Annotated in this window: 23 protein-coding genes; 8 read left to right on the top strand and 15 right to left on the bottom strand. The window is 48.7% G+C overall.

From position 1 onward, the window contains the following. Positions 1-13: 13 nt before the first annotated feature. The 11 genes from pdxJ to rpoE all read right to left on the bottom strand — a co-directional run bounded on the left by pdxJ (position 14) and on the right by rpoE (position 10,638). Positions 14-751 carry a pyridoxine 5'-phosphate synthase gene (gene pdxJ, locus H579_RS0120980; RefSeq protein ID WP_028302288.1) on the bottom strand — a complete coding sequence of 246 codons (738 nt, stop codon included), beginning with the start codon at positions 749-751 and terminating at the stop codon, positions 14-16. Between the two features lie 103 nt (positions 752-854). After that, positions 855-1,589 (bottom strand): DNA repair protein RecO, encoded by a 735-nt coding sequence (gene recO / locus H579_RS0120975; RefSeq protein WP_051228131.1) that lies wholly within the window; start codon positions 1,587-1,589, stop codon positions 855-857. A gap of 50 nt (positions 1,590-1,639) precedes the next feature. After that, positions 1,640-2,548, bottom strand: a complete 909-nt coding sequence (era, locus tag H579_RS0120970; RefSeq protein WP_028302286.1) for a GTPase Era — start codon at positions 2,546-2,548, stop codon at positions 1,640-1,642. Positions 2,549-2,559: 11 nt separating this feature from the next. Then, positions 2,560-3,207, bottom strand: a complete 648-nt coding sequence (gene rnc / locus H579_RS0120965; protein WP_425411361.1) for a ribonuclease III — start codon at positions 3,205-3,207, stop codon at positions 2,560-2,562. Positions 3,208-3,314: 107 nt separating this feature from the next. Then, positions 3,315-4,124 carry a signal peptidase I gene (gene lepB / locus H579_RS0120960; protein WP_028302284.1) on the bottom strand — a complete coding sequence of 270 codons (810 nt, stop codon included), beginning with the start codon at positions 4,122-4,124 and terminating at the stop codon, positions 3,315-3,317. Positions 4,125-4,132: 8 nt separating this feature from the next. Next, entirely contained in the window at positions 4,133-5,932 is a 1,800-nt protein-coding gene (gene lepA / locus H579_RS0120955) for a translation elongation factor 4 (RefSeq protein ID WP_028302283.1), read from the bottom strand. Between the two features lie 271 nt (positions 5,933-6,203). Further along, positions 6,204-7,601 carry a DegQ family serine endoprotease gene (locus H579_RS0120950; protein ID WP_036567044.1) on the bottom strand — a complete coding sequence of 466 codons (1,398 nt, stop codon included), beginning with the start codon at positions 7,599-7,601 and terminating at the stop codon, positions 6,204-6,206. A 22-nt stretch (positions 7,602-7,623) separates the two neighbouring features. Next, complete coding sequence (locus H579_RS26915; protein WP_051228128.1) at positions 7,624-8,115, bottom strand: SoxR reducing system RseC family protein; 492 nt, start codon at positions 8,113-8,115, stop codon at positions 7,624-7,626. A 97-nt stretch (positions 8,116-8,212) separates the two neighbouring features. Further along, on the bottom strand, positions 8,213-9,112 hold the full coding sequence (locus H579_RS0120940) for a MucB/RseB C-terminal domain-containing protein (protein WP_169449730.1): 900 nt from the start codon (positions 9,110-9,112) through the stop codon (positions 8,213-8,215). Between the two features lie 123 nt (positions 9,113-9,235). Beyond that, on the bottom strand, positions 9,236-9,871 hold the full coding sequence (locus H579_RS28200) for a sigma-E factor negative regulatory protein (protein WP_051228125.1): 636 nt from the start codon (positions 9,869-9,871) through the stop codon (positions 9,236-9,238). A 176-nt stretch (positions 9,872-10,047) separates the two neighbouring features. Beyond that, entirely contained in the window at positions 10,048-10,638 is a 591-nt protein-coding gene (rpoE, locus tag H579_RS0120930; RefSeq protein ID WP_028302280.1) for an RNA polymerase sigma factor RpoE, read from the bottom strand. 590 nt (positions 10,639-11,228) lie between these two features. Between rpoE and nadB the strand changes: the two genes are divergently transcribed. Beyond that, positions 11,229-12,830, top strand: a complete 1,602-nt coding sequence (gene nadB, locus H579_RS0120925; protein ID WP_028302279.1) for an L-aspartate oxidase — start codon at positions 11,229-11,231, stop codon at positions 12,828-12,830. A 31-nt stretch (positions 12,831-12,861) separates the two neighbouring features. On the opposite strand, the gene H579_RS0120920 is transcribed toward nadB, so the two are convergent. Beyond that, entirely contained in the window at positions 12,862-13,290 is a 429-nt protein-coding gene (locus H579_RS0120920) for a YgfX family protein (RefSeq protein ID WP_169449729.1), read from the bottom strand. Next, complete coding sequence (locus H579_RS0120915) at positions 13,244-13,522, bottom strand: FAD assembly factor SdhE (protein WP_028302277.1); 279 nt, start codon at positions 13,520-13,522, stop codon at positions 13,244-13,246. Before H579_RS0120915 ends, H579_RS0120920 begins: the two co-directional genes overlap by 47 nt. Positions 13,523-13,855: 333 nt before the next feature. Here H579_RS0120915 and ihfB point away from each other — a divergent pair, with 333 nt between their 5' ends. From ihfB to H579_RS0120900, 3 genes are all read left to right on the top strand, one after another. After that, positions 13,856-14,152, top strand: coding sequence for an integration host factor subunit beta (gene ihfB, locus H579_RS0120910; RefSeq protein ID WP_028302276.1), 297 nt, complete (start codon positions 13,856-13,858; stop codon positions 14,150-14,152). 104 nt (positions 14,153-14,256) lie between these two features. Then, entirely contained in the window at positions 14,257-14,568 is a 312-nt protein-coding gene (locus H579_RS0120905; RefSeq protein ID WP_028302275.1) for a LapA family protein, read from the top strand. Further along, positions 14,561-15,739 (top strand): tetratricopeptide repeat protein, encoded by a 1,179-nt coding sequence (locus H579_RS0120900; RefSeq protein WP_028302274.1) that lies wholly within the window; start codon positions 14,561-14,563, stop codon positions 15,737-15,739. The genes H579_RS0120905 and H579_RS0120900 overlap by 8 nt, the downstream gene beginning before the upstream one ends. A gap of 38 nt (positions 15,740-15,777) precedes the next feature. On the opposite strand, the gene pyrF is transcribed toward H579_RS0120900, so the two are convergent. Further along, a complete protein-coding gene (gene pyrF, locus H579_RS0120895) occupies positions 15,778-16,491 on the bottom strand; it encodes an orotidine-5'-phosphate decarboxylase (RefSeq protein WP_028302273.1) in 714 nt (237 codons plus the stop codon). 366 nt (positions 16,492-16,857) lie between these two features. Between pyrF and H579_RS26905 the strand changes: the two genes are divergently transcribed. Then, positions 16,858-17,265: a ComEA family DNA-binding protein gene (locus H579_RS26905; protein ID WP_084624268.1), complete on the top strand. Its 408-nt coding sequence runs from the start codon at positions 16,858-16,860 to the stop codon at positions 17,263-17,265. Positions 17,266-17,389: 124 nt separating this feature from the next. On the opposite strand, the gene H579_RS0120885 is transcribed toward H579_RS26905, so the two are convergent. After that, the gene (locus tag H579_RS0120885) at positions 17,390-18,151 is read right to left on the bottom strand and encodes an SDR family oxidoreductase (RefSeq protein WP_028302272.1); all 762 of its coding nucleotides are present in this window, start codon (positions 18,149-18,151) and stop codon (positions 17,390-17,392) included. Between the two features lie 194 nt (positions 18,152-18,345). On the opposite strand from H579_RS0120885, the gene H579_RS0120880 reads away from it, so the two are divergent. The 3 genes from H579_RS0120880 (at position 18,346) to groL (ending at position 21,020) form a co-directional block, all read left to right on the top strand. Continuing rightward, positions 18,346-18,864, top strand: a complete 519-nt coding sequence (locus H579_RS0120880; protein ID WP_028302271.1) for an FxsA family protein — start codon at positions 18,346-18,348, stop codon at positions 18,862-18,864. A 159-nt stretch (positions 18,865-19,023) separates the two neighbouring features. Further along, the gene (locus tag H579_RS0120875; protein WP_028302270.1) at positions 19,024-19,317 is read left to right on the top strand and encodes a co-chaperone GroES; all 294 of its coding nucleotides are present in this window, start codon (positions 19,024-19,026) and stop codon (positions 19,315-19,317) included. A 59-nt stretch (positions 19,318-19,376) separates the two neighbouring features. Beyond that, positions 19,377-21,020: a chaperonin GroEL gene (gene groL / locus H579_RS0120870; protein WP_028302269.1), complete on the top strand. Its 1,644-nt coding sequence runs from the start codon at positions 19,377-19,379 to the stop codon at positions 21,018-21,020. Positions 21,021-21,265 lie beyond the last annotated feature (245 nt).

Here is a 21,265-nt window from a genome sequence, read left to right as displayed (position 1 = left end):
GGCCTGGCAGCGCTTACTTAGGCTGAGCGGCCAACATAATACGTTTCATCTCAGAAACCGCCTCTTTCAGGCCAACAAACAGGGCGCGGGCAATAATCGCATGACCAATATTCAGCTCGTAAATACCCGGAATCGCCGCAATAGCTTCAACGTTGTGATAGTGCAGGCCGTGACCGGCATTCACCTTCAAACCATTCTTCAGGCCGATCTTTACCCCTTCCTGGATAATCGCCAACTCTTTTTCCAGCTCTGCTTCCGTTTCAGCTTCGGCGTATTGACCGGTATGCAGTTCGATCACAGGTGCAATAGTTGCTGCGGCTTCAATCTGTGCCTGATCCGCATCGATAAACAGGGATACTTCGCAACCCACTGCGGCCAGTCGCTTGCAGGCATCCGCCACACGCTCAAACTGACCCACAACATCCAGGCCACCTTCGGTGGTCAGCTCTTCACGCTTTTCCGGCACCAGGCACACATGCTCCGGGCGAATCTTCTCTGCGAAGGCGATCATCTCTTCAGTCACCGCCATCTCGAAGTTCATACGCGTCTGCATGACCTGCTTAATCAGCTCAACATCTCGCTCCTGAATATGGCGGCGGTCTTCACGCAAGTGAACGGTAATGCCATCCGCACCGGCTTCTTCCGCCAGAATAGCAGCCTGTACCGGATCAGGGTAACGGGTGCCACGGGCCTGACGTAAGGTGGCGATATGGTCGATATTTACACCCAGTTGCAGACGTGTAACGGACATAGATTTGAGCTCCTGTCAGATCCAGCTTTTTGCTGGTTCATAAATAAAATGATGCGATTAATCAGGCTTGCCGACCGATAAAGTACTGTGAGAAGACTTAAGATCAGGATGCACCTGTTACTCCTGCAGTCATCTCACTGGGAGCCTGACTGCGAAAAAGTTGCCGGGATAATAAGGGCTTATCTCCTAATAGTGGTTGCAGTGCCATACGGTTAAGCTGTTTAGCCGTCTTTAAACCCAGCTCATCCAACCAATCACCCTGCTGCATCGCTAATAGGGATTTTCCCAGCAAACCTTGTTGCCCGACAGCAACGGGATGAAAGCCGGACTGCCAATGATAACGGTACAGCCTATCCTGTTGTAAAGGCCCACCACTATACTCCCGATAGAGTATGGGATAACCCAAGGTCTGTAATAGTTGCCATTCAAAACTACGCAGTGCCGGTTCCAGCTGCTCTTTCTGCTGCAACTGGACCAGTAATAACGCATACTCGCGAAACAGCTCAGGATCAGGCTCTTCCACCAACAGCAAACGGGTTAGCAGCTCATTAGCATACAATACGCAACTGAGCGCTCTGCCGTTCAACAGAGGCAGGGCACCACAGGCTTCAATATCAAACAGGCTTTTCAGGCTGGAATCCCCCCGCCAAGAGATATGCAGAGGTTGCAGGGGTTGGAGCAGAGCGCGGTTACGACTTTTTTTCTGACGTACGCCACGGGCGACACCGTCAATACGGCCATAATCCAGGGTCAGCAAAGAGACCAGGGCACTGGTCTCTTTATAGGGTCGGGTATGCAGCACATAGGCTGGCTGGCATTCAACACGTACCGACATCATATGTTAACGAGCTGAAAAACACAGATAAGAATAATTACAGGTGAACAGGCTTACAGATCACTGTAACCCAGGCTCTTCAGGGCACGCTCATCATCAGACCAGCCGCCTTTCACCTTCACCCATAGGTTCAGCATCACCTTGGCACCAAAAGCACGCTCCATATCGATACGGGCTTCCTGACCAATCTGCTTAATACGACTGCCTTTTTCACCGATAATGATCTTCTTCTGACCATCACGCTCTACCAGAATCAGCGCACCGATAAAGAGTATACCATCGTCTTCAGAGAACTCTTCGATCTCAACGGTCACCTGATACGGAATCTCATCACCCAGCTGACGCATGATCTTTTCACGCACCAGTTCAGCCGCCAGGAAACGTTCGCTGCGATCCGTAACCTGATCTTCCGGGTAATAGTGGAACGACTCCGGCATATGCTCACGCACCTGAGCTTCCAGCTGAGCCAGATTATGACCGTGTTGAGCGGAGATCGGCATAATAGCATCGAACTCACGTCTTTCAGACAGCTCTTCCAGATAAGGCAGCAGGGCCTCTTTATCTTCTAAACGATCCATTTTATTGATCGCCAGAATTACCGGACAACTGACATGCTCCAGCTTCTGCAGCACGACTTCATCTTCTTCAGTCCAGCGCATACGGTCGATGATAAAGATCACCAGATCCACATCTTTTAGTGCACTACTGGCCGCCTGATTCATATAGCGGTTAATGGCCTTGTTGCGATCTTTCTCCAGCTTATGCATCCCAGGAGTATCCACGTAGACCACCTGGACTTCATCTTCCGTTTTAATACCCACCACCTGGTGACGGGTGGTCTGCGGACGACGGGAGGTAATACTCAGCTTCTGTCCCAGAATATGGTTCATCAGGGTGGATTTGCCCACATTGGGGCGACCGACGATGGCGACAAAGCCACAACGACTGGTCTGATCACTCATTAGGCGATTACTCACTTTTTAACATTCAGAATTTTCAGGGCCTGCTGGGCGGCTTGCTGCTCGGCATTGCGACGGCTACTGCCGATCCCCAGAGTCTTCTCTTCCAACAACACCACTTCACACTCTACAGAGAAAGTCTGGTCATGGGCTTCTCCCTCAACAGAGATCACCTCATATTTCGGTAATGCCTGCTGACGGGACTGCAAAAACTCCTGCAGCAGTGTTTTAGGATCTTTCTGGGTATCATTCAGGTTCAGGTTTTTCAGGCGGTCTTTGTACCATACCAACACCCGCTCCCGGCATACCTCCATACCGGCATCGTTATAGATGGCACCAATCACCGCTTCCATGGCATCCGCCAGAATGGAGTCACGACGATAACCACCGCTTTTAAGTTCACCTGAACCTAACAGCAGGTAGTCACCCAGATCGAACTCCCGCGCCAATTCTGCCAGGGTCACCCCTTTCACCAAACGGGCACGCAGACGGCTGAGCTGCCCCTCACGGGCCTCAGTAAACTGGTGATACAGAGCTTCGGCAATAACAAAGCTAACAATGGAATCGCCCAGAAACTCCAGACGCTCATTATTACGCCCACCGTAACCGCGGTGAGTCAGCGCCAATTTTAAATGGTCAATATTTTCAAAGGTATAACCCAGCTTATCGCAGAGTTTTTTTAAGTTCGCTTTCACGCTGATCCGTTCTTTTTTTCTATCACAGAAAAAGGCAAACCGGCCCAAGAGGCCGGTACAATCTTATTTATTTCTTAATTAATCGCCCGGACATCCGAGAAGCCCGGCAAGCTATTCCAGCCTTCCCAGTGCATCCACACCGCAAAGGCCTTGCCCACTATCAGGTTCTCGGGCACAAAACCCCAGTAACGACTGTCGTTACTGTGATCCCTGTTGTCACCCATCACAAAGTAGTGACCTTCAGGAACCACGATCTCGCGCATATTCTGTCCCGGTTCCAGACTGTTGTAGATTTCGTGCTCTACTTCGCCCAGTTTTTCTTTCAGTAGCTTACGCTCTGGTCGGCCTGCAGGTAAGGCGGCAACAAACTCTTGCAGCGCAGGCTTACCATTAATATAGAGCACTTTATTCTCATAGCGCAGACGATCACCCGGTAAACCCACCACACGCTTAATAAAGTTCAGGCGTTTATCTTCCGGAAAACGGAACACCATCACATCACCGCGTTCAGGCTCATTCAATTCAAGAACCTTGGTATTAGTCACCGGCAAGCGTATGCCATAGGTAAACTTATTCACTAAGATAAAGTCGCCTATTTTCAGTGTAGGCAACATGGAGCCACTTGGGATCTGAAAAGGCTCAACCAGAAATGAGCGCAATACCAGCACCAGCAGCAACACAGGGAAAAAGGAGCGGGAATACTCCGCCCACCAAGGCTCCCTTTCTAACTTAGCGATGATATCAGCATCCATCGCAGAACGACGATCACCACTTAGATACTTGCTCACTGCTTGCTTACGATGATTGCGGAAGATTAAGGCATCGGCCAGATAGCCCACACCCGTCACAGCCACCGCAATCACCAGCAGTAATGCAAAATCCATTTCCATAATCAGTTATCCACTTTCAGTACCGCAAGGAACGCATCCTGTGGAATCTCAACACGACCCACCTGCTTCATGCGTTTCTTACCTTCTTTCTGCTTCTGCAGCAGCTTCTTCTTACGACTGACGTCACCACCGTAACATTTTGCCGTCACGTTTTTACGCAGAGCTTTTACGGTTTGACGAGCCACTACCTGATTGCCCAATGCCGCCTGAATCGCCACATCAAACATCTGACGAGGAATGATCTCTTTCATTTTCTCGGTCAGGCCCATACCTTTGGTTCGAACCTGATCCTTGTGCACGATACACGCCAGTGCATCAACACGATCACCGTTGATCAGAATATCCAAACGCGCCAGATCAGCAGCCTGGAAGCGATCAAAGCTGTAGTCCAGGGAAGCAAAACCACGACTGACTGATTTCAGACGATCAAAGAAGCCCAATACCACTTCATTCATCGGAATATCATATGTCAGCTGAACCTGACGTCCCACAAACTGCATGTCGATCTGTACACCACGCTTTTCAACACACAGGGTAATCACATTACCCAACATATCCTGAGGTACCAGGATATTGACACGGGCAATCGGTTCCCGCATCTCTTCAATGCTGGATGGGTCTGGCAATTTAGCCGGACTATCGACCTGGATGATATCGTTGTTTTTCAACAAAACTTCGAAGATTACTGTCGGTGCCGTCGTAATCAGGTCCAGATTGTATTCGCGTTCCAGGCGTTCCTGAATGATCTCCATATGCAACATGCCCAGGAAACCACAACGGAAACCAAAGCCCAGTGCATCACTGCTTTCCGGCTCATAGAACAGGGAAGCATCATTCAGTGTCAGCTTTTCCAGCGCATCACGAAAATCTTCATAATCATCTGAGCTAACCGGGAACAAGCCCGCATAAACCTGAGGCTTAATCTTCTGGAAACCCGGTAAGACTCCAGTATCAGGCGCTTTAGCGGCAACAATCGTATCACCGACTGGTGCACCCTGAATGTCTTTAATACCGGCAACCAGGAAACCTACTTCACCGGCTTTTAGAATACCTGTCGGAGTACGCTTCGGTGTAAAAATACCAACCTGATCGACACCCCAGGCTTTGCCAGTGGATTTCAGCAGGATTTTATCGCCTTTACGCACAGTACCTTCAACCACACGGATCAAAGACACAATACCTAAGTAGTTATCAAACCAGGAATCAATAATCAGCGCCTGTAGCGGACCATCGGGATCACCTTCAGGCGCCGGAATTTTTTCTACCAGGTCTTCCAGTACATCTTCAATGCCTAAGCCAGATTTTGCACTACAACGCACAGCCTCCGTGGCATCAATACCAATAATATCTTCGATCTCTTCTGCCACACGCTCGGGTTCAGCCTGAGGCAGATCCATCTTGTTCAAAACCGGAACAACTTCCAGGCCCTGCTCAATAGCGGTATAGCAGTTTGCCACAGACTGAGCTTCCACACCCTGAGCGGCATCGACCACTAGCAGCGCACCCTCACAGGCAGCCAGCGAGCGGGATACTTCGTAGGAGAAATCCACGTGCCCAGGAGTATCAATAAAGTTCAGCTGATAAGTGTTACCGTCTTTCGCGGTGTAATTCAGCGTCACACTCTGCGCCTTGATGGTAATACCACGCTCACGCTCCAGGTCCATGGAATCAAGAACCTGTTCGGCCATTTCACGCTCACTCAAACCTTCACAGGTCTGGATAAAGCGGTCAGCCAGAGTAGATTTGCCGTGATCAATGTGGGCAATAATCGAAAAATTACGGATATGACTTAAACGACTCACAGTATTATTTTCACCAAAGAGAGGTAACCGCCGAGAAATGGCCCCTAAAAGCAGGGGCAGAGTCTACATGATTCGCCCTCTGGACGCTATGTTAGTCTCCGCGGAAATTGTATTTGATCACTGACAGTCACTGCACTGTCATCAGGCATTTCTCTGATGCTCAGCCTCATGCTGCCAGCCAGCCATAAAAACAATCTTATTGACGCACAGCCAAATAGGCAAAAACCCCAATCATCTTATGACAATCGGGGTCTATGCTTTGAAAAATAACTTATTCAACTTTCAATGGAATAAAGGTCGCCACACCTTTACGCACCACACGCACTGGAACGGAAGACCCCGGTTCCAGATCATCCAACACCTGTTGATAACTGTTTAGATCTGTGATTTGCACACCATTGATCATGGTCAGCAGATCACCCCGTTGAATCCCTGAATTTGCGCCACTACCCGGTTTGACCTGCTGTACTATAACACCATGATCAACATCCCAGCGCTGCTTCTGCTCTGCTGTTGGTTCGATGACATCTAACCCTAAACGATCCACAGATGGCGACTTCTTGACATTAGCAGTCGGCGCTTCACGATCCGTTAATTCTTCAATAGTGATACGCAGCGTCTGCTTTTGACCACCCCGTAGTATTTGTACATTCACCTTCTCGCCGGGATGTACCTGGCCTACCAGGGGAGGTAGATCACTGGAGCGCTGAATCTCGCTGCCGTTGAATTCCAGAATAATATCGCCTTCCAGAATACCACCTTTACCCGCAGGACCTTCTTTCGATACTTGAACAACCAGCGCCCCCATCGGCTTTCTTAAACCAAAAGATTCAGCCAGATCGCGATTCACCTCCTGAATCATGACACCGAGCCAACCACGGGCGACACGACCATTTTCCTTAAGCTGCTCAACCACATTCATCGCCACATCCACCGGAATGGCAAACGATAGCCCCATAAAACCACCAGAGCGAGTATAGATCTGGGAGTTAATACCAATCACTTCGCCGTCTAGATTAAACAGCGGACCACCGGAGTTACCTGGGTTGATCGCCACATCCGTTTGGATAAAAGGCACATAGTTTTCATTCGGTAGCGCACGACCTACCGCACTGACAATACCCGCGGTGACCGAGTGATCAAAACCAAACGGCGAGCCGATCGCCAACACCCACTCACCGGCTTTTAGCTTGGAGGAATCGCCCAGTTCTACCACCGGCAGTTTTTTCGCTTCAACCTTTAACAACGCCAAATCTGTACGACGATCAGCACCGACCAGACGGGCTTCCATCTCACGGCGATCCGACAGGCGCACAATAATCTTATCGGCACTTTCTACCACGTGATTATTGGTCAGAATATAACCGTCCTGGGAGATGATAAAACCTGAACCCAATGACTGCTGAGGCTGACTACGTGGCGCACCACCGCCCTGGCGACCATCAAAGAAGTGACGAAAGATTTCCGGTAGATCATCCCTGTCAATGCCGGCCATAGGACCATGATTGCCAGTGTTATTCTTTACCGTACTGATATTGACGACGGCTGGCGCAGCTTCTTCTACCAACTCCGTAAAGTCTGGCAAACTGGCTGCCTGAGCCATACCTGCTGCCAGTAGAAAAAGTACACCAATAAACCAGTGTGATAACTTGCTGTATGTTACTTTCATACAGGTCTCCGTAAGTCCACGACTACTGCCCAGAACCTGAACGGGCGATGTAATTGATCTCCTCAGCCTGAGGAGAGTTTTGAACCAACTTTCTTAATACGACGGGCTGATAATCTGGATTCTGACGATGGCGCTGACTGTACCAGCGCACATAAGCAAAACCACCACCAAGCCCCAATAATGCGAATAACAGTGTATAAAGAGAATCAGGCCCTGCCAGTTGCTCTCCCACAATAGCCAACAGCATCATACTGAGCAAAGGCATGAGATAAACCAGAGCCGAGCCCCGTAAGAAAGCCCCCTCGCCTAAGCCCAACATCACTTGGTCACCGGGTTTCAAACTGAGTTCGGTGCGTACCAGAAAGCGCTGAGTCTGCCCTTTGGCAATCTTGCCCAGCAACGAGTGCCCACAATGACTTTTAGCGGAACAACTCTGACAGGCGGATTGACGGCAGGTCTCAACCCAGGTGCCTTCTGCATCCACATCGACCACTAGCCCCTGCTCTTCTAACATACCTTCACTCTTCCAAACTGCTTAGTGCATGAACACTCTGTATCAGGCAATATTCCGCTTTTGAAAACCTGCCGAAAATAATACGCTTCACGCTCTGTTAAAAAGCATCAGCGACTTTACGGGCGGTATGCAATGGAATCTCGCCGACAACAGTCACCATCTGGGCCAGATTATCATTTAACACCTTGCGTACAACGACAACCGTAGCACCATACTGGTGAACACCTTCCTTCAGGGAGTCTGCCCGCAACGGTTCAACAAAGACTGAGAACGTGCTGATGCCATCGGATAAGCTGAACATATTGGCCAAATGGGTTTCGGAAACCGGCACGGACTCCTTCACCATATAAACTTCAAAACCTTCTGGTAACCAAGGCAATGATGCGGCTGGCATCGCTGCCTTATCGTCTGACTTCTTCAACGGTTTATCACGCTGGGTAAAAGCAAACGAAGTAAACTGAAAGGTTTCTAATTCACGTGATAATGGGTCCAGTGTGACCGATTTCAATAGCAGTGCAGATTCTTTATCCAGCCAAAGACGATAGCCCAAACGCTGGTTGTCCCGAGGAATAATCTCGACCACAACAGAAGGTCGTCCCACAACGCGGCTCTGACCTTTCAACTGCAGCTGGTAATACTTCTTAACTTGCTCCAGCCCACCTGAAAAGCGACCGGAAGGATTCCGACCATGAATACGATCACTGGCTACCGTTTCTCCAGATATTTTCTGGGTAATCTGATTACCATGCTGTAAAAACTCCCTCGGTATACCATCCAGATAACTTAACCTGGCTTCCTCTCCCGCCTCACTGACATCATGGCTCAACTCAACCGTATCCAACTGCCCTTCGCGGGAGTACACCAACACACCAGAATAGTGATAGCTATACATCGCATCAGCAAAACGGATCAACCATTGATCAGCGGTCGTTGCAGCTTGACTCATAGAAGAGAGCAGTGTTGTCGATACAAACGTTGCTAACAGCAACGTCCCCATTAGCAACGTCTGTCGTACACTCTTTTGCATAGAAAAACGATGTGCAAAAAAAGACCTACGTTCAGTCAAAATCTTATTGTTCAAGAAAACCATGACCTTGTTTACCTTGCTTCTCTCTCAACATTACTGCTGACCCGCCTGATAACCGGCCACACGAGCCATTGGCATCATGCCATGGGTGCCATTTGCGGCAACATACTCAGAATGTTGCATCAGATACCCCCGAATCAAGGCCTCCTGCTGATATTTCTGGTTTTCAGCCATACGATACTGGGGCGCGGCCGGTACAGCTCCAGCACTCACCCGCTGAATACCGATAGGACTTTGCTGTAGCCCCCGGCTCGGCAAGGACTGTTGATAACTGCTGACCTCCTGAGTTGCCAGCATACTCGGCTGCCCTGCATCAGGAGTAGGCATCAGAAACACAACCGCAGCAGCTACCGATGCAGCAATCGCACCTTTCGCTGCCCAGCCATCAGAGATAGCCGCTATCCTATCTTTCCAGCTGGATGTGACCTTGGGTTGCTCAAGCTCCGGAGCAGGCTCATTGGCTATCGCCGCAGATACCCGGGCAGAGATATCAAACAAGGTCTCTTGCTCAAGTTCTTTATGCATGACACTTCGCATCAAATGGTAACGGTGCCAGCACTCGACAGCTTCTTCCTGCTCATCGCAGGCTTTCAGCGCACGGCGCAGCTCCAGCTCATCCGCTTCGTTATCCATCAGGTTTGAAAGCGATTGGCGAATATGATCACTCATGGCTTACCTCGCTATGATCACTCGTCATAAATAACAACTCACACGGATCAACTGACGGAGATAGTCTAATCAAGCGCACTTTGAAGGTGCTCTGTGAGCAGGTTTCTCCAACAACAGAATCGGCATCAGTGCATTATCTATGTCACTAACTATGGTTTCTGAGTTAACCACCCGGATTATTGAGTGCTTAACTCGGGATCTAACAACCGCTTGATCTCACGATCTACGGCCTCCCTGGCACGGAAAATTCTTGAACGTACGGTACCGACCGGGCACTGCATTACCTGTGCAATATCCTCATAGCTCATACCGTCCATCTCCCGAAGGGTAATGGCGGTTCTCAGCTCATCAGGTAACGCACTGATAGCACTGTATACCGTCGCCTCAAGCTGATCCCGCTCAAGACGCCTGTCTGGCGACGCATTGTCATTCAGGCGGCCATCATTGTTTAGAATTTCCGCATCATCGTAATCAATATCGGTACCCGGAGGCCTTCGCCCTCGGGACACGATGTGATTCTTCGCTGTATTGATCGCAATTCGGTAAAGCCACGTATAAAAGGCACTTTCGGCACGAAAGTTACCTATTGCCCGATAAGCTTTAATAAAGGCTTCCTGAGTTACGTCCAGTACCTCGTGTGAATCCTGAATATACCGACTGACCAAAGCAGCAATCTTGTGCTGATACTTGCGTACTAGCAGATCAAACGCACGTTTATCACCCGACTGAACACGTTCAACCAGCTGCTGATCCGTTTCCTTAGTCACCTCTCAACCTCAGACGTGCTTTAACTTCATAGCTGCGGCCATGTATATCACGTGCCCTTCACCACGGTGAGTCAAAACACAAAGCAAAAGTATTCTTCTGCTGATCATAGCGAAACAAAAGTATGTCGATATTCTGCACAAGAGAGCCATAAAATTCTCTTGGTGTGCGTAGAAAACTCTTGTTTAGCCGTTTAGTTATAAGTAGTTTTTAGCCCCTGAAGCAAGAAGGCCTAATACTCTTAACAGAGCCTGTGAACCGCGTCTGATATTGACGGAGTATCACGGAGTCTCCATGCCAGCATCACCGGCCAATGAGTTACAGGTTATCAAATTTTCTTTGCCCAGGTAGGTACTGCAATCAATCTTCTTTGCTTGAGATAAGATTTAACCCGCTAAAAATAAACAAAAAACCGCTTTTCAGGCAAAATAGTCAAGCCCTGCTAAATGCGGGTTTGTCTGTTTGTGGATTTTTATCTACCATCTCATACCAAAGTCAACTGCACTTATGACTCAACCTTAGGCTAAAGGTTCAGCCAAGTTCAGCGATTAATTTAGTTTTTTATAAAAAATCAGCCGGAAGCACAGCAACTGTGAGCCAAGTTTTTCAACATGACGCCCTGATTATTGGTAGTGGTGCCGCAGGCCTGGCCCTGGCCATCAAGCTGGCAGACCATTGTAATGTGGCCGTGTTGAGCAAAACGACTCTTGATGACGGTTCAACCCGCTGGGCACAGGGCGGTATCGCTGCAGTACTGGATACGGATGACAGTGTGGAATCCCACGTACAGGACACGCTGGTCGCAGGTAATAATCTGTGTGATGAAGAAGCAGTACGTTTTACCGTAGAAAACGGCAAAGACAGTATCAACTGGCTGATTCAGCAAGGTGTACCCTTTACACCCAATGACGAAGACAATAGCGACCAGCCTTACCACCTGACCCGTGAAGGCGGTCATAGCCATCGCCGTATTATTCATGCTGCCGATGCCACCGGCTTAGCGGTTTCCAGCACACTGATCGAACAAGCCCAGCAGAAGGACAACATCACTATCTACACCCATCGCATGGCGGTAGATCTGATTACCCGCCGCAAGCTGGATGAGCCGGGACACGGTTGCGTGGGTGCCTATGTCTTGAACTGCCAGACGGAACACGTGGATGTGTTTAAGGCCCGCTTCGTTATTCTGGCCACAGGCGGTGCCAGTAAGGTTTATCTGTATACCAGCAACCCTGACGGCTCCTCAGGTGACGGTATTGCCATGGCCTGGCGCGCCGGTTGTCGTGTGGCGAATATGGAGTTCAATCAGTTTCACCCAACCTGTCTGTATCATCCCCAGGCCAAGTCGTTTCTGATTACCGAAGCCCTGCGCGGTGAAGGCGCCCACCTGCTGTTACCCGATGGCAGTCGCTTTATGCCCCGTTTCGACGAAAGAGCAGAGTTGGCCCCTAGGGATGTGGTTGCCCGTGCTATCGACCATGAAATGAAACGCCTGGGCAGTGACTGCGTCTATCTGGATATCAGCCACAAAGACCCTGAATTTATTATTCAGCACTTCCCAACTGTCTATGAGCGCTGCAAAAGCTATGGCATTGATATCACCAAAGATCCGATTCCAGTCGTTCCAGCCGCTCACTACACTTGTGGCGGTGTCATGGTAGACACCAAAGGCCGCACTGATCTGCCCAATCTCTATGCCATTGGCGAAACCAGTTTTACCGGCCTGCACGGCGCTAACCGTATGGCCAGCAACTCGCTATTGGAATGCCTGGTTTATGCCGAAGCAACCGCTCAGGACATTATGCAAAAGCTGTCCGATACACCCGAGCCACCGGATGCGCCAGCCTGGGATGAAACTCAGGTAACCGACTCTGATGAAGATGTGGTGATCTCTCACAACTGGGATGAGCTGCGTCGTTTCATGTGGGACTACGTGGGCATCGTGCGCACCAATAAACGTCTACAGCGAGCCAAGCACCGTATTGACCTGCTAAACAATGAGATTGGTGAGTATTACTCCAACTACAAGATCTCCGGCGATCTGATCGAACTGAGAAACCTGTCTGTCGTTGCAGATCTGATTATTCGTTCTGCTCTGATGCGGAAGGAAAGCCGAGGGCTGCATTTTACCCTGGATTATCCACAGGTCAGCGCCGAACCCAGAAATACCATACTGACCCCTGATCAGTGGTAATTATTTTTAGCTTCGCCTCTACATCTGCCTATCAACCATGACGTAATTTAAGCCGCAGCTGCCTGCGGCTTTCTTGATCCAAACTGTCAGGAAAGATCCATACAAAATAACTCCTGCCCTGCTTATCGAGAAACTGCAGTCTTATCCAATAACAACCAAACATCCCCGAACGAAATAACCAGGCGCTACGCTCACCGCCATCAGCAGACGTTAATAGCCACAGTTTTCCGCCATGATTCTTATCGGGCACCTCTTGCAGACGGGCAATGCGCTTGGGACTGTATAGATGGGAAATGTGGAAGTAGGCCAAGATAAGGGCAAGAGGAGCAATAAAAAGCGAAACAAAGGGGTACACAACGCCGACACCGATAACCGGCAGGAGATGGCTGGCCAACAGCCAGCCACAATGAAGCTTAGAGATGTCTAAATTTAGACAGATCACCATCTTCGGCATAGGCAATAATTTTTTCCACCATATCCTTGTGCTCTGACTCTGCAGGAACCTCACGCTGCATCAGCCAGACAAACAGATCCTGATCCTCGCACTTCAGAAGCTCTTCATAGCGTATACGATCATGCTCACTCAATTCACGATAGCAATCACGCACAAAAGGCACCAGCATCAGGTCCAATTCCCACATGCCACGACGGCTCTGCCACTGCAGGCGTTTCACTTCTTCTTCTACACTCATTGGGGCGATATATCCAAAGCTTGTTTTAGTCAGTTGCGTGACAGTATACCGCGCAGCGAAACATTTCCCCAAGCCATTCACCCACTCCTTTCCCTACAACGTTAGACCAATGATTTGCAGTGCAATAAAAACGATTCTTGAAAGATCGTCATATTATTTAGCTATCACTCTGAAAATAACGAAAAAAATCCGTTTCTGTGATTAAAAATTAAAAAACTGGCTTTTTCCATTGATTTTTCACTAACCTTTTGTTTAATACAGGTTTATCCTTAAATTTATTTGCTGGTAGGCAGCCAACAAAAAAACAACAAACGCGAGAGCAGGTAGGTTGATATGACTAAATCGGAATTAATCGAGCAAATAACCCTGAAGCAGCCTGAGTTATCTGCTAAAGAGGTTGAAGCAGCAGTACGAATTTTACTTGAACAGATCACTGATACTTTGGCCACCGGTGGCCGTGTTGAGATTCGTGGCTTTGGTAGCTTCTCTCTGCATTACCGCGAGCCACGTACTGGCCGCAACCCAAAAACCGGCGAATCTGTAGATCTGACAGGCAAGTTTGTCCCTCACTTTAAACCAGGAAAGGAACTGCGCGAGCAGGTGGATGAAGCCAAAAACATGCGCGATTAGAGTCTACACCTAACGGATATAGCATAACCCTTATCCCGTAGATGAGATTCCTGACAATTACTGGCATAATCAGCCGACTTATGTAACAGCTAACAGGAAATAAAATGCGTTGGATTAAAGGTGGTATTTTTCTGGTCATCGTCTTGGCTCTGATGGCCGTGGGCCTGCTATTCTCTTCTCGCAACACAGCTGCCTACTCCATTGACCTTATCATAGTGAAGCTGCCAGAGATCAGTATTGCTCTACTGATTCTTGCAAGCTTGGTCATTGGTCTGATTGCGGGTTGGTTATTATCTTTAAGCACCTATGTACGCCTTAAAAGCGGTCAGGTGAAAGCAGAACGCTCCCGCAAACTGGCTCAGAAAGAGCTGGACAGTCTGCGTATTGCAGGACTGAAGGGCGGTGAGAATGAGTGAACTGCTATTACTGGCCACTCTGGTTATAGCAATAGCAATCGGCTGGTTTCTGGGCAGACGCTCCAGAAGTAGCAAAAAAAAACAGCTTCATTCTCAAAGCACCCAACTGAATAAAGACTATTTCACCGGCCTAAGCTATCTATTGAACGATCAGCAGGACCAGGCGATAGAAACCTTCATGCGGGTGCTTGAAATCAACCCTGAAACCATAGATACCCATATTGCCATGGGTAATCTGTTCCGTAGCAAAGGGGAAACGGAAAAAGCCATCCGGCTACACCAAAACCTCTTTGCCCGCCCAGCATTAAGTAAAACACTGACACAACAGGTTCAACTGGAACTGGCCCGGGATTTTCAGGCCGCCGGTTTGCTTGACCGTGCTGAGCGTCTACTACTTGAACTCTCTGACGCCGTTTCGCCGGATATTCAACAGCAAAGCCAACTTCTGCTCATTAAGATCTACGAGCAGGAAAAAGAGTGGCAGCAAGCTATCGCTATCAGTGACAGCCGCCTGCTAAAAGAGCGCCCTCAGCATAGAGCGGCTGTGGCTCACTACTACTGTGAACAGGCTGAGCAGTTGATTGGAAAAGAGGAATACGGTCAGGCTAAAAAACTTTTGAAGCAGGCACTTTATAACGACTCTCAGTGCATTCGGGCCAACTGGACCAGCGCTGAAATCGAATTTAAAAACAACAGTAATCGCAAGGCCCGCTCTATCCTACTGCGGATTCCGGAGCAGGACCCTCGTTTCTACTCCTTAGTACTACCGAGAGTTGCACCTCTACTTACTCAGAGTGAGCTACATAAGCTATTGGATACCGCTCTTGAGGCCTATCCAAGCCGTACAGCTATCGGTTTGAAAATGAACTTACTAAGAGAAGAGGCAGGTATTCAGGCTGCTATTGAGTTTTTGGAACAATTCATTGACCGTAAGACGCTACGCGCACCTTTCCTGGCAGCCCGATCACTAGAACAAATCGCGGCTCAGTTGACACCCGGTGTACTAAAGCATCGTCTGGAAACATTAGAAGAAATGTTAAACCGATACGAAAAAGACAGCCATGTCTCACGCTGCCTGCAATGCGGCTTCAAAAGTGGTCAGGCGGAATTATGGCAGTGCCCTCGCTGTCGCAGCTGGGGCACTATACGGCCCGATGACGCGGTTAACTAACTCCCCAACATCATCAAGTTAATTTTTGTGATCAAGGATCAAGCACGAGCCGCTTTAATTTCCTGCTCAATCAGCTCCAACGCTTCCATAGGGTTTTCTGCACGGGTGATAGGACGACCAATAACCAGATAATCACTGCCATCTTTCAATGCCTGACCCGGTGTCACAATACGCTGCTGATCACCTTTCTCAGCAAAAGACGGACGAATACCCGGTGTCACCAGCTTAAAGTTACGGGGCAGGGCATCACGTAGCATTACCGCCTCCTGAGCAGAGCACACCACACCATCCAGACCCGCCTGCTCGGTCAGAGTCGCCAAATGCATCACCTGCTCGGCTGGCGTAGCATTCACACCGGTTTCACGCAACTGAGCTTCATTCATACTGGTCAGTACCGTTACGGCAATCAGCAAAGTGTCATGGCCATTATCACGTAGACGCTTAATCGACTCCTCCATCATAGGACGACCACCACAAGCGTGAACATTCACCATCCAGGCACCGCTATCAGCAGCGGCCAATACCGCCTGGGCCGTGGTATTTGGGATATCGTGAAACTTCAGATCCAGAAAAACTTTAAAACCCCTTTGCGTCAGAGTTTCGACGATCGCAGGACCGGAGCGGGTAAACAGCTCCTTACCCACTTTTAGCTGACAACGGCCAGGTTCAAGCTGATCAACAAAAGACAGCGCCTGCTGGGCATCCGCGTAATCAAGCGCAACAATAACCGGGTTTTCTGGAAGCAGTGACATATAAAAATCCTCAACTTAATGCACGGGCATTATACATAGATAGCGCAGCAAAAGTATTTCGATATCACCTCAATCATCAGCTAACAGCAAGACCATCATTCATACATCACGACAAATTATTCAAACAGATGAATTATTCAGACAGTGCAGGTCGGCCAGATAGAGTCTCTAAGCTAAAGTCGTAAGGAAAACAACCATATTAGAAATAAGTTTATTACTTAGCGAAACAAAATTTGCTCGATACTCTCCTCTTCGAAATACGGAGATAGCTCACAAAGAGCAGGAAGAGTGGGACCTGCTATACGCAGGAGAGTTTTGCTTCGTGACTAAACAAACCACTGATGGTTATAACAAGAGGAAAGGACAATGCACACCTATTTAACCCTTGGCTCAAAGAAGATTACACCCCCAAAAACAACCTTCCAACCAAACGCTTCCCAACCCAGGTTTGCCATATCACAAAACGTGATGGGCAAGCTTTTGAAAGCCCTGCTTAGCATGCTTCTACTGTGCAATCTAAGCCTGCTGCCGATGCTTAGTGCCCAGGCCAACGAACAAGTCGAACAGAATACAACCTCAGGCTCACTGATCAATATCAATCAGGCCGATCTGCAAACCCTCACCCTGATTAAAGGCGTAGGACAGAAAAAAGCAGAACGGATTATTCAATTCAGACAGGAACACGGCCCATTTAAAAGCATTGAAGCCCTAAGCCAGGTGAAAGGGATCAGCCTGAAAATTATTGAGATAAATAAGGGGATGTTAACTTACTGAGCTAAAAACGCTTAAAAGAAAACGGTTGAAAACCAGAAATAAGAAGAGAAAATAGAGAGTGAATAAAAACGGGGATCGCCTTGGCTTTCCCCGTTTTTTGTATACCAAACGCTAAAATCAGCACTTAGATACGCAGACCACCGTCACACTCGATCACACGACCTGTAAAGTAGTCATTTTCCATGATGTACTCAACAGAGTGAGCAATCTCATCTGGCAGACCCAGACGCTTCATAGGAATAACAGAACATACTTTTTCCAGCGCTTCTGGTTTCATACCAGCAGTCATATCAGTTTCGATAAAGCCAGGCGCAACTGCCGCTACACGAATACCGTAGCGAGACAGTTCTTTCGCCCAGGTTACCGCCATGTTAGCGACACCTGCTTTAGCAGCAGTGTAGTTAGTCTGACCCATGTTACCGGAACGGGAAATACTGGAGATGTTGATAATTACACCCTGAGTATTGCCTTCAATCATATGAGCAGCAGCTTCACGGGCACACAGGAAAACACCGGTCAGGTTTACGTCGATCACCTGCTGCCAGTGTTCCAGGCTCATCTTCTGAACCACTTTGCCTTCTTTCGCTTTGATAAACAGACCATCACGGGTAATACCCGCATTGTTTACCAGGCCATCGATACGACCAAAGTTGTCAGCAATCTGAGCAAAAGTGCTTTCAACCTGAGCTTCATCCGCTACGTTAGCGATGTAGCTACGGGCTTCAGAACCGGCTTCCGCTACCAGAGCTACGGTCTCATCCAGTTTTTCCTGGTTCAGGTCGATCAGGGCCAGCTTGGCACCTTTAGCCGCCAGACGCAGAGCCATTTGACGACCCAAACCTTGACCGCCACCTGTGATCACTACTACTTTATCTTTCAGTTCCATAATAATTACCCCCTAGGTATATTCGTTTTAATCCGTTCTATTTTTCGTGTTTTCCCAAACTTTGTGCATTGCAATATAACCCATTTTTTTGCGCATGCGAAGCCCGTGTTTAAAACAAATTTTGTCGTTTTTTCAGCTTGAAAAACTGACTTTTAGCCTCATATAGCTTTCTGTAACTACAGGAATATGAATTAATGAATAAATTTCTGCTGCTGTTTATTACCGTTCCTCTGGTGGAAATGCTGGTATTGATCAAGGTTGGCGAACAGATTGGCGCCTTAAGCACCATAGCCCTAGTGATTCTTACTGCAGCCATTGGTATCTCCCTGCTAAAGCGACAGGGTATTGCCATGCTTAACCGGGCCAACTGGAAGATGAATCAGGGTGAGATTCCAGCCAAAGAGATGGCTGAAGGTATAGTGCTCGCCGTGGGCGGCGCACTGCTATTAACCCCAGGTTTTGTCACCGATGCCCTGGGCTTTGTCTGCTTATTACCCGGAAGTCGTAACTTTCTTCTGAGCAAGGTCTTGAAAAACATTTCCGTGAACCCTATCCATAGGTCTAACACGGCTGATTACGAAAATTTTCACACTCACCAGCAATACCAATCACATCAGCAACCCCATGAGCATCACAGAGTGGACCCAACGGCCATTCATCGTGGTGACCAGAACGGAGATGTGATTGATGGCGAGTTTGAACGAAAAAAATAATTTTCAGCCATTGAATTCAAATCCTGTGTCCCCACTAATACAGAACACAGGATTTAGCCCAGATGATAACCATCGCGGGCATAACAAAAACATCGGGCCCAGCCCGTTCTTTTAAAGATTGAAAGACAAAGAGCTTTTAGTTTTAGGAGTAAATTGAGAATGAGCATCCGTCCTTTACACGACCGCGTTGTAATTCGTCGTCAGGAAGAAGAGACCACTACTGCAAGCGGTATTGTTCTGCCAGGTTCTGCTACTGAGAAACCAAACCAGGGTGAAGTAGTGGCGGTAGGTAACGGCCGTGTACTGAACAATGGTGACGTTCAAGCAATGAGCGTAAAAGTAGGTGACACCGTTCTGTTCGGTCAGTACGCAGGCAATAACACCGTTAAGATCGACGGTGAAGATCTGCTGATCATGAGCGAAAGCGAAATCTACGCAGTACTGGAAGGCTAATCCGTCTTTCACACTGAGTTCACACTGATTAAAACCTATTTTTAAGCGAGAATTTTAACATGGCTAAAGACGTTCTATTTGGTAATGATGCGCGTCAGCGCATGCTGGCAGGCGTTAACGTACTGGCTGACGCTGTAAAAGCAACTTTGGGCCCTAAAGGCCGTAACGTTGTTCTGGACAAGTCTTTCGGTGCACCTACCGTAACTAAAGACGGTGTATCTGTAGCGAAAGAGATCGAACTGAAAGATAAGTTCGAAAACATGGGCGCACAGATGGTTAAAGAAGTAGCGTCCAAAGCAAACGACGTTGCGGGTGACGGTACCACCACCGCTACAGTTCTGGCTCAAGCGATCGTTACTGAAGGCCTGAAGTCTGTTGCGGCGGGCATGAACCCAATGGACCTGAAGCGCGGTATCGACAAAGCCACTCAAGCCGTTGTTGCTGAACTGAAAGCGATGGCAGTTCCTTGTGCTGATTCCAAAGCGATCGCTCAGGTAGGTACTATCTCTGCAAACTCTGATGCGACTGTAGGTAACATCATCGCAGAAGCGATGGAAAAAGTAGGTAAAGAAGGTGTTATCACTGTAGACGAAGGCCGTGGTTTCGACGACGAGCTGGAAGTTGTAGAAGGTATGCAGTTCGACCGTGGCTACCTGTCTCCTTACTTCGTAACCAACCAGGACAAGATGGCTGTAGAGCTGGACGATCCTATGATCCTGCTGGTTGACAAAAAGATCTCTAACATCCGTGAACTGCTGCCAGTTCTGGAAGGCACTGCAAAAGCAGGTAAGCCTCTGATGATCATCGCTGAAGATATCGAAGGCGAAGCGCTGGCAACTCTGGTTGTTAACTCTATGCGCGGTATCGTTAAGGTTGCTGCAACTAAAGCACCAGGTTTCGGTGACCGTCGTAAAGCCATGCTGCAGGATATCGCTATCCTGACCGGTGGTACTGTAATCTCTGAAGAAGTGGGTCTGAGCCTGGAAAATGCAGGCGTTGAGCACCTGGGTAGCGCTAAGCGTGTGACCATGAGCAAAGAAAACACCACCATCATTGATGGTGTAGGCCAGGCATCTGACATCGATTCTCGCGTTGCTCAAATCCGCGCTCAAATCGAAGAAACCACTTCCGATTACGATAAAGAGAAACTGCAGGAACGCGTAGCTAAACTGGCTGGCGGCGTTGCAGTAATCAAAGTCGGTGCTGGCACCGAAATGGAAATGAAAGAGAAGAAAGCACGCGTTGAAGACGCTCTGCACGCCACTCGTGCTGCAGTAGAAGAAGGCGTAGTACCTGGCGGTGGTGTTGCACTGATCCGTGCTCTGGGTAAAGTTCAGGGTCTGGAAGGTGATAACCACGACCAAAGCGTAGGTATCGAGCTGGCATTCCGTGCGATGGAAGCACCTCTGCGTCAAATCGTAAGCAACGCTGGCGAAGAAGGTTCTGTTGTAGTAGCCAACGTACGTAACGGCGAAGGCAACTTCGGTTACAACGCAGCAAACGGCGAGTACGGCGATATGCTGGAAATGGGTATCCTGGACCCAGCTAAAGTAACCCGTTCTTCTCTGCAAGCCGCTTCTTCTGTAGCAGGTCTGATGATCACGACTGAAGCTATGGTAACCGACGCACCTGAAGAGAAAGGCGCTGGCATGCCAGATATGGGCGGTATGGGCGGTATGGGTGGCATGGGCGGCATGATGTGATCATCCCCCAACACCTTGGTTGCTTAATCGCGCCGAACCGCTTTAGAAATATTCAGCACTGAATATTTCCCTAAGCCAAAAGCCCCGCCTATAATGGCGGGGCTTTTTTATGCCTGTGATTTAACCGATATAATTGCGACACGATACAAAGCTTTTAGCCCGCATTTATTAGCCTGATAGACCACAGGTAACCAGCATACATCCAGCAGCTCTGTTATTTAGCGGAGCCGCCCTGTTCACAATTT

It is taken from the genome of Oceanospirillum beijerinckii DSM 7166 (assembly GCF_000422425.1).
Lineage (GTDB): Bacteria > Pseudomonadota > Gammaproteobacteria > Pseudomonadales > Halomonadaceae > Oceanospirillum > Oceanospirillum beijerinckii.
Note: the sequence above shows the minus strand (reverse complement) of the source record. Positions and strands in the feature narration are given on the sequence as shown.

What these genes read in the sequence shown, in the direction of transcription:
- pdxJ (WP_028302288.1), bottom strand. Translation starts at nt 751, where the DNA reads ATGTCCGTTACACGTCTGCAACTGGGTGTAAATATCGACCATATCGCC.
- H579_RS0120875 (WP_028302270.1), top strand. Translation starts at nt 19,024, where the DNA reads ATGAGCATCCGTCCTTTACACGACCGCGTTGTAATTCGTCGTCAGGAA.
- groL (WP_028302269.1), top strand. Translation starts at nt 19,377, where the DNA reads ATGGCTAAAGACGTTCTATTTGGTAATGATGCGCGTCAGCGCATGCTG.
- recO (WP_051228131.1), bottom strand. Translation starts at nt 1,589, where the DNA reads ATGATGTCGGTACGTGTTGAATGCCAGCCAGCCTATGTGCTGCATACC.
- ihfB (WP_028302276.1), top strand. Translation starts at nt 13,856, where the DNA reads ATGACTAAATCGGAATTAATCGAGCAAATAACCCTGAAGCAGCCTGAG.
- H579_RS0120915 (WP_028302277.1), bottom strand. Translation starts at nt 13,522, where the DNA reads ATGAGTGTAGAAGAAGAAGTGAAACGCCTGCAGTGGCAGAGCCGTCGT.
- era (WP_028302286.1), bottom strand. Translation starts at nt 2,548, where the DNA reads ATGAGTGATCAGACCAGTCGTTGTGGCTTTGTCGCCATCGTCGGTCGC.
- H579_RS0120905 (WP_028302275.1), top strand. Translation starts at nt 14,257, where the DNA reads ATGCGTTGGATTAAAGGTGGTATTTTTCTGGTCATCGTCTTGGCTCTG.
- pyrF (WP_028302273.1), bottom strand. Translation starts at nt 16,491, where the DNA reads ATGTCACTGCTTCCAGAAAACCCGGTTATTGTTGCGCTTGATTACGCG.
- H579_RS0120880 (WP_028302271.1), top strand. Translation starts at nt 18,346, where the DNA reads ATGAATAAATTTCTGCTGCTGTTTATTACCGTTCCTCTGGTGGAAATG.
- H579_RS0120940 (WP_169449730.1), bottom strand. Translation starts at nt 9,112, where the DNA reads ATGGGGACGTTGCTGTTAGCAACGTTTGTATCGACAACACTGCTCTCT.
- H579_RS0120950 (WP_036567044.1), bottom strand. Translation starts at nt 7,601, where the DNA reads ATGAAAGTAACATACAGCAAGTTATCACACTGGTTTATTGGTGTACTT.
- H579_RS26915 (WP_051228128.1), bottom strand. Translation starts at nt 8,115, where the DNA reads ATGTTAGAAGAGCAGGGGCTAGTGGTCGATGTGGATGCAGAAGGCACC.
- H579_RS0120885 (WP_028302272.1), bottom strand. Translation starts at nt 18,151, where the DNA reads ATGGAACTGAAAGATAAAGTAGTAGTGATCACAGGTGGCGGTCAAGGT.
- H579_RS28200 (WP_051228125.1), bottom strand. Translation starts at nt 9,871, where the DNA reads ATGAGTGATCATATTCGCCAATCGCTTTCAAACCTGATGGATAACGAA.
- H579_RS0120900 (WP_028302274.1), top strand. Translation starts at nt 14,561, where the DNA reads ATGAGTGAACTGCTATTACTGGCCACTCTGGTTATAGCAATAGCAATC.
- lepB (WP_028302284.1), bottom strand. Translation starts at nt 4,124, where the DNA reads ATGGATTTTGCATTACTGCTGGTGATTGCGGTGGCTGTGACGGGTGTG.
- H579_RS26905 (WP_084624268.1), top strand. Translation starts at nt 16,858, where the DNA reads ATGCACACCTATTTAACCCTTGGCTCAAAGAAGATTACACCCCCAAAA.